Source organism: Aerococcus sp. 150760013-2 (assembly GCF_053627715.1).
Map to the genome: position 1 here is coordinate 136826 of NZ_JBSEYI010000004.1, position 7505 is coordinate 144330.

At 40.4% G+C, this 7505-nt stretch carries 9 protein-coding genes; 2 read left to right on the plus strand and 7 right to left on the minus strand.

Features of this window, described 5'->3' with window-relative positions; genetic code table 11:
• Window positions 1-55 precede the first annotated feature (55 nt).
• The 5 genes from ACUW85_RS03415 to ACUW85_RS03435 form a co-directional block, all read right to left on the minus strand.
• Window positions 56-805: a YwaF family protein gene (locus ACUW85_RS03415; protein WP_149315089.1), complete on the minus strand. Its 750-nt coding sequence runs from the start codon at window positions 803-805 to the stop codon at window positions 56-58.
• A 307-nt stretch (window positions 806-1112) separates the two neighbouring features.
• On the minus strand, window positions 1113-1925 hold the full coding sequence (locus tag ACUW85_RS03420) for a hypothetical protein (protein ID WP_048727847.1): 813 nt from the start codon (window positions 1923-1925) through the stop codon (window positions 1113-1115).
• Window positions 1926-1980: 55 nt separating this feature from the next.
• Window positions 1981-2250, minus strand: coding sequence for a barstar family protein (locus ACUW85_RS03425; RefSeq protein ID WP_048727850.1), 270 nt, complete (start codon window positions 2248-2250; stop codon window positions 1981-1983).
• An 18-nt stretch (window positions 2251-2268) separates the two neighbouring features.
• Window positions 2269-2844, minus strand: coding sequence for a ribonuclease domain-containing protein (locus tag ACUW85_RS03430; protein WP_048727853.1), 576 nt, complete (start codon window positions 2842-2844; stop codon window positions 2269-2271).
• Between the two features lie 78 nt (window positions 2845-2922).
• Window positions 2923-3546, minus strand: a complete 624-nt coding sequence (locus ACUW85_RS03435; RefSeq protein WP_149256005.1) for a carbonic anhydrase — start codon at window positions 3544-3546, stop codon at window positions 2923-2925.
• Between the two features lie 195 nt (window positions 3547-3741).
• Between ACUW85_RS03435 and ACUW85_RS03440 the strand changes: the two genes are divergently transcribed.
• Window positions 3742-5205, plus strand: a complete 1464-nt coding sequence (locus tag ACUW85_RS03440; RefSeq protein ID WP_048727860.1) for a phosphate--AMP phosphotransferase — start codon at window positions 3742-3744, stop codon at window positions 5203-5205.
• Between the two features lie 83 nt (window positions 5206-5288).
• Here the strand turns inward: ACUW85_RS03440 and ACUW85_RS03445 are convergent, their stop codons facing one another.
• Together ACUW85_RS03445 and ACUW85_RS03450 are read right to left on the minus strand one after the other, a co-directional pair.
• Window positions 5289-5948, minus strand: a complete 660-nt coding sequence (locus ACUW85_RS03445) for a hypothetical protein (protein ID WP_182023179.1) — start codon at window positions 5946-5948, stop codon at window positions 5289-5291.
• Window positions 5949-6078: 130 nt separating this feature from the next.
• Entirely contained in the window at window positions 6079-6459 is a 381-nt protein-coding gene (locus tag ACUW85_RS03450; protein ID WP_149256002.1) for a thioredoxin domain-containing protein, read from the minus strand.
• A 125-nt stretch (window positions 6460-6584) separates the two neighbouring features.
• On the opposite strand from ACUW85_RS03450, the gene ACUW85_RS03455 reads away from it, so the two are divergent.
• Complete coding sequence (locus tag ACUW85_RS03455; RefSeq protein WP_182023180.1) at window positions 6585-7409, plus strand: metallophosphoesterase; 825 nt, start codon at window positions 6585-6587, stop codon at window positions 7407-7409.
• The last annotated feature ends 96 nt before the right edge of the window (window positions 7410-7505 follow it).

Sequence of the window (7505 nt, forward strand, 5' to 3'; positions counted from 1 at the left end):
CCCCAAGTAGAGTTAGCGCTCAACTCAGCGTGCGTATGTTCTTTTAGCAAAATATTTAGACAAAGAAATTGAAGATGCTGTAGCCAATCAAGAATAGCCCTACTGTAAAGATAAAGTTTCCTACTGCATAGGTTTTGAAGTTGACTTTATCTAAGGCTGGTACTGGGCGATATTTCATGTAGAAATAGTTACCGCCAGTTGATTGGTTGACCATTAATGCGACAAACCAGTAAACTGCAAAAACACCTAGTGACACAATTAAACCGCGGATTGAGGGTGTCCATCCTGTGGTGAAGTAAGCGAAGAATGGAATCAAAATCGTAATAACATGGTTTAAAAAGTAGCTTAGGCCTGATACGTGGTAAATTTTGTTGATACGGCTTGGCATAAAAAATGAGAAGTAAGCGTAAATTCCGAAATAGAATAATACTTGCATGATCATTTGGTTACCTGCTAGTAGGTAAATCAGTCCCATTATGGTTGATAGGCGACAAATGTGCAGTGGCAAGGCTTGTTTTAAGTCGAATTTGGTCTCGAAATAATACCAAGAGTATAAGAGTATTTGTTGTAAAATGGAAATGGTAAACATGACACGACCAATAACTACCTGGTGGATGTTGATAAAGTCTCTAAAAATAAACATGGCAAGTAAAATCATAAAGAAGGCAGCTAAGTATAAGATGTGCGCCAGTGAAAATGCCTTAATAAAGGGTGCATCAATATTGACACAGTTCAAGTAAATCTTTTCTTTTAGCCCTTGTAGCTTGGCTTTACGGCGACTTGCTTGTTTATCCCATGATTCCATGAATCGTTCACCATTTTCCTTTCAATCCCATTCAAATAACATCATCCCTATAATGCTTCCTTTAGCGTTCAGTTTAATTCGGTTCTTCCGAACGCTTTCTTTATTCATATTACCAAAGACTTTCGCCCTTGCTCAAGTAGAAAACCCTTTGGAAAAGTTTCGTTTTTGTAAACATAATATTTACTTATTGTTTACAATCCATCCCAAAGAAAAAAGGCCTGAAAATCCCTCAGTAAATAGTGATTCTCAAACCTTTTTCTCATGTATTCCTTTTCCACTGGTCTACTGATCCACTTATTCACTTTACCTAACCTAGTGCGGCGATCTCGCGGTCCATTTGTAAGACAATTGTCGCAAGCATGTCTCGCTCAAACGCGAACCGTCCACTGCGGAAATGGTAATCAATATTTTGCCGGGTCATGTAGGTCATATTGGCAACGGCTGTGGCATAGCCTTTTTTAAATAAACCGGTGATAAAATACTTGTTTTTATCGACTTGGTCAAAAACCTCCAACCACTTGCTGGTTTTACGGGCTGAAAAGTTGATATCTGTCATAGATAATAATTTTTCATCGTCTGCATATAGGGCTTGTTTGGCTTGGTCTAGCGCAATCAAGTCTCCCCCTAAGAAATCTTGGGTCAACATAGATCCGTCAACATAGACAGGGGCTTGGATTTCATAGAGGAATGACAATACCCTGGCAACTGGCGTTTGTTCTTGGATGATTTTTTGCCAGTTAATCAATTGCATATTTAATAAGCCGTCTTCAAAAAAGTTCGCATTGTATAGAATGTAGCCTTCGCCCATTCTCTGTGCTTCTTTTAATACTTGTTCTGAATAGGTTAATGACTGGGCAATATCCTCAGATAGACCTAGCCCCCCATTGATTTGAATGGGGTAAATGGCCTGTTGTAAAAGGCGGTAGTATAAGAATGCTGACATACCATCGGCAAATAGGATAGATTGCTTATGAATGGCATGGTCTAATTGGATATTGTCAGACATTAAGGCTGGTTGGAATTTGCTTTGAATCATGGTGTGGGCCTGATTGATAATTTCAAGGGCCACTTGTTGGTCTTTAATCGCAACCTCGTAGGCTAACGTTAACATTACGCCCATTTCTTCCCTCCTTCGCTCGTTTTATTGCTTCGTCTAGAAATGCTTTGTCTTCATCTTACCTAAGAATCGTCAAGAATGCATTCTTTTCTTCAACATCCAACAATAATTTGAGGAACTTTTTGCTGTAAGTCGCGCCTAGGTGTTCTGACAAGGCATCTAGGTTGACTAAGTAAATGATGATGGGTGTTTGCCATGAAGTTAGCATGTCGTGAAGGGCATCTAGATTGGCACCGTAATAGCTAGGGAAATCTAGGGCTTTTGCTAGGTAATCGTGCAAGTCCTTTTGCCCATAAAGGTCTTGTCCATCAATGATAAGTGTTTGCATGCCTGTCACTCCTTAAGATTAATAGAGTTGTTGGAAGGATTCGTAGTGGTCGTCCGTGTAGTAAATATCGCCGTCGTCTGAATAGATAATGCGTTCAGCGCCGCGGAAGCCGCCGACATAATTAACGTCTGCTTCTCGGTAGTCGTCTTCTTCTGGCAGTAGGCCTTCATAGTTTCCAAAATAATCGCCACCGATTGACATGCCTTCTGCTACTTCCCACAAGTTGCCGTCGCTAGATTCCCAACCTAAATCTTCGGCTTCGGATTTGGTGATATAGTTTTCTGGCAGTGTGTCATATTGGTCGATGTAGGCAGCTACTTCTTCAGGACTTGTGTAAGTTCTGTCTTCAGCCACTTGGACTGTGTCCCCGTCTGTTGCTTGAGCGGATTCTGTTGCAGATTCACTAGTCGTTGAAGAATCTGATTCGCTGTCAGCTACTTGTGCTTGGTCACTTTGATTGTTGTTCTGGTCGTCCGTATTCCACGGTTCTTGCGAGGCATAGACTGCTAACGCCGCTAAGATTATCCCTATAACCGACTTCGGATTTTTGATCAGCTGCTGGATCGCTTCTAACTGATTTTTCTGTGGATTCATCGTCTCTTGTCCCTCCTTCAAATCGAAAAGAAAAACGTCCTTTTGATTTAAGGACGCTTCAATTATATCTATTTTAACTTAAAGTCGCGTGAATGTCTTGGTTTCAGGTTGATAAACTTCAACAAAACCTTCATCCGTATGGAAATGCCAACCTTCTACTTTTAGGTTTCCGGCTGCCACACGGTCAGCGATGATTGGGTATTCCATTAAGTGGTTGTATTGGGTAATGATATTCGTTTTTTCCATCAAGTCACTCTTAGCAACTGGATCATCTAAGGCTGCTAATTGGTCTGCGATAGATTCCTTGACTGGATTTAACTTGCTAAGCCATTCTTTTAAATAAGGCATTTCGTCAAAATTTTCTGGTGGGTTCAAACAAGTGTTACAGCCCCCGCAGTTGATATGGCCAAGTAAGATAATATTATTGACTTTTAATGAGGTTACAGTGAAATCTAAACCTGCTTGTAAGGATAATACTGGGTCTGGGTCGTTGTATTCTGGTACGATATTTGCGATATTTCGGATTTGGAAAACTTCACCGGGGCCGGCTTGTAACAAGCTCTCAACATTAATACGTGAATCACCACAAGTAATCACTAAAGTGTGTGGCGAATGGGTGCGCGCTAATGCTTCGTATATGTCTTGTTTGTCTTTATAGGCCGTTTCATGGAAGTGATCGACCGCTGGTTTAAAATCTCTCATTCAGTTTTCCTTCTTTCATATAGTACTTCCTAATTATTTTATCATAAAACTCTTGGATTCCTTTAAAATACCTACTGTTTTACCGAAAATAGCACAATCCTTATGCATTATTGCATTTATGCTTTATAATGTATATACAAGAAAATGACCTTAAATATTAATTGCCATTTTGACAAAAAGAAAGAAGTGACGCGGATGTTACCCAACAAAAACACTCATAGAACAAGTATTCCAGTCGAATTACAGGATATGAAACGGTCAGAATTAGGTGAGAAATTTGCTGAATTACACCGCCAACTACAAGAAACCAAGAAAAGTATGCTGGTGATTGTGGATGGTTGGGAGGCTTCTGGTAAAGGATTCTTGCTCAAGGATTTGACGCGTGAACTAGACCCTAAATATTATGAAGTGGCCGTATTTGATGAAAGTACTTTGGAAGATGAACAGCGCCCGTATTTGCGCCGATTCTTCATGCGGTCGCCTAAGCGCGGTCAGATCGTCTTCTTCGACCGCTCATTCTACTATGACCTCTTCCACCAGCTGGATATGAAGGAGAAAACACTTAATCATGTTTTAGACGATATTTCCTTTATTGAAAAAGCCCTCGCCCACGATGATACCATAGTGGTCAAGTTCTTTATCCACCATAGTAAGGACGAAATGGCGGACCGGATTGAGGCTTTGAAAGAAGATCCTTACCGGAAAGTCTTAGTCACCAAGCAAGATAAGGACCAGTTGAAAAACTACAAGGCTTACCGTAAACACTTTACGGAGATTTTGGAGAAAACAAACTTTGAGGAAACGCCATGGCATATCCTACATGTGGATGACCAAAAGGATCAATCCCGTTTGGCCCTCAAAACTTGTATCGATTGCTTAGAAGATTGGCTGTCTAGAGATTTGACACGTCCGCAATTAGACTTAGACTTTATTGGTAATAGTCCAGATATCGTGGGGCAAGTTGATCATTCACCAATAATTTCAAAAAAAGATTATGATGACATCAAGGAAGACTTGCAAGAACAGGCTGCCAACTTGTTGTTTAGGGCTTACCAAGAAAACAAAGGGGTTATTGTAGCCTACGAGGGGTCAGATGCTGCCGGTAAAGGTGGGAATTACCAACGCTTAACCCGGTTGATGGACCCTCGTGGGTATGACGTGGCTACCGTCGCTGCCCCAAATGATGAAGAGTTGAATCACCATTACCTATGGCGATTTTACCGAGACTTCCCAAGTTTGGGACGGATGACGATTTTTGACCGCACATGGTATGGCCGTGTCTTAGTTGAACGAATCGAAAACCTGACGCCAGTTTACCGGTGGCAAGAAGCTTACGAAGAAATTAACCAGATGGAACACAACATCACTGACCAGGACTATCTCCTATTGAAATACCTGATTATCATTGATAAAGACACCCAATATGACCGGTTTATGGGCCGGGAAAAAGACCCTGACAAGCAATACAAAATTACTGATGAAGACTGGCGAAACCGGGATAAATTTGACATCTATAACACCGCCATGAATGAAATGGTTGCTGCAACTTCTACTAAAGAAGCCCCATGGAAAGTCATTTCTGGGGTCGACAAACGTCACGCGCGTATTACTGTATTAAAAGACTTCATCAAACGGATGGAAGCTTTCTTAGATGACTAAAAGAAGTATCGAATGAATGATAAAAAGAACCACTTCCTAAATCTTCAATGGATTTAAGGGAAGTGGTTCTTTAATTTTATTTGTTACATTGATTGTGTTGCAGCGTTAGCTGGCGTTTGTTGCAGTAACCATGAGTAAGAGTAACCGGGGTCAGAACCTAAGTTTTCTGCTTCTACACGTGATTGTGCAATTTGCTCATCACTATAACCATCTAGTGCATCACTTGCTAAACCTACACGATCAATAATAATTTGACGGTTTTCAGTTTGGTCAGGCACACTAGTAGCTTCTTCACTAGCTGCTGGTGCAACTTCTGTTGCTACTTGGTCAGCTGATTCAGCTTCTTCCACTGCTGTTTCTTCAGCAACTGCAGGCTCCGCAGCTGGTGTATCTGTGTCAGTTTGATCCGTCAGTTCTTCACTTGTAGTGGTTTCCGCTACAAGACTACTTGCTTCCTCAGTATCTGTTGCAGTAGTGTCTGTTGCCTCACTAGTAGCTGAAGTTTCAGACGTATCTGAAGCTAACTCACTCTCACTGGTGGCTATTTCCTCAGTAATTGTGCTTGCTTCTTCCGATTGACTAGTTGATTCACTACTTGACGTAGCTGATTCAACTTGAGATGATGCCACATTACTTGTATATAAATCTTGTGCATTTTCATCCGCTTGAACTTGTGTAATAGTATATCCGGCTGCTAATACTCCGACGGCTAGGAATCCCATCACTACTTTTGGCGTTTTCATTAAAATCACACCTTTCTATACCTATAAGTCTAAAGAAAAATATAGATATATTCAAACGATTTCATGCGCTTTAAACCTTTCTTAAGGGTTTAGCAAAGATATATTTACTAAACTTGCCTTTAACCTGGCATTACCCTTTAATAGCTTGCGCAATTTCCGCTACAGAATTTGAAGAATCCGCATTTAAGTTTTTAAATTTACCGTCTCCACCAACGTAAACTAATGAAGGAACAGTTTTAGCGCCCACTTCAAAACGGAAGTCAGATAAAGCATCATCAGTTGCTGTTTCTTCAGAATTTAAATAGTATGTACTGCTTACTTCATCGCCTAAGGCTTGGATTAATTTTGGTAAATATTTACGACAGAAAGGACAAGTAGGACGACCAATAAATACCAATTTAGCTTCGTCTTCTTCTAAGAACCCTTTCGCCACATTTGCTGTAATCTCTTGAAAATCCTTAATCTCTTTCTCAAATTCATCTTGTGTGAATGGTTGAATATTGTCTACCATATATAATACCTCCTAGTTTTTGTTTATAAACTCATGGTATGCTTTCGACAGTAGAAATTCAATTAATATGCATTCTCAAGCCATATGGTAGAATAGAGTTGATTCCAAGAATAAGGGTGAAACAAATGAAACTAGGATTTATATCAGATATACATATCGACCGCAGTAAGACCCTACAAGAAACAGACTTTCTTCATACCCTATCCGCCTACATCAACGACCAAGCACTAGACGAAGTCTTTATCGGTGGTGACATCTCTAACCATTACGAGAAGACCATTGCATTTGTGGAAAAATTACAAGCTCAATCCGGCGCTAAGATTTATTTTATACCAGGTAACCATGATTACTGGGAAGCAAAATCGGCCAAAAAGCATACATTGACTATCCACGACACCTTTAAAAGTCACCCACAAAGCATATTAAACAAGGCATTAATGGTGGGCAGGGATACTGCTGTTGTTGGTCATACTGGTTGGTACAACCATGCCTATCATGATCCAGCTTTTACAGAAGAAAAGTTAGAGACCGGCCGCCACAAACTCGTCACCTGGCAAGATAAAGTTCGGCTAGATTGGCAAGCAACTGACAAAGAAGTCTCTAAGCAATTCGCTCAGGAAACCAAAGAAACCTTAGACCAAGTGATGACAGCCCCTCAACCCAAAAATATTATCCTTTTGACCCATGTCGTTACCATTCCTGAGTTTACTATCCCCATGCCACACCGGGTGTTCGACTTCTTCAATGCCTATATCGCAACCGATGACTACTTACCTTTCTATCAAGATTATCCAATCAAACAATCAATCATGGGGCACGTTCACATCAGACACCAAATAAAGCAAGGTAATCAACATTTTATCAGTAATAGTCTCGGCTATGAACGCGAATGGCGTCATAAAAACCTCTACCTAGAAATCGACCACGCCATGTTTATAAAGTACGTTTAAACGGCTCTTCGTCAAATAGGACTGATGAGTAATATCTGCCAGGTAATCATTAGATTACCTGGTTTTTTTATACTCTTTTCCATTATTCATTTTTTA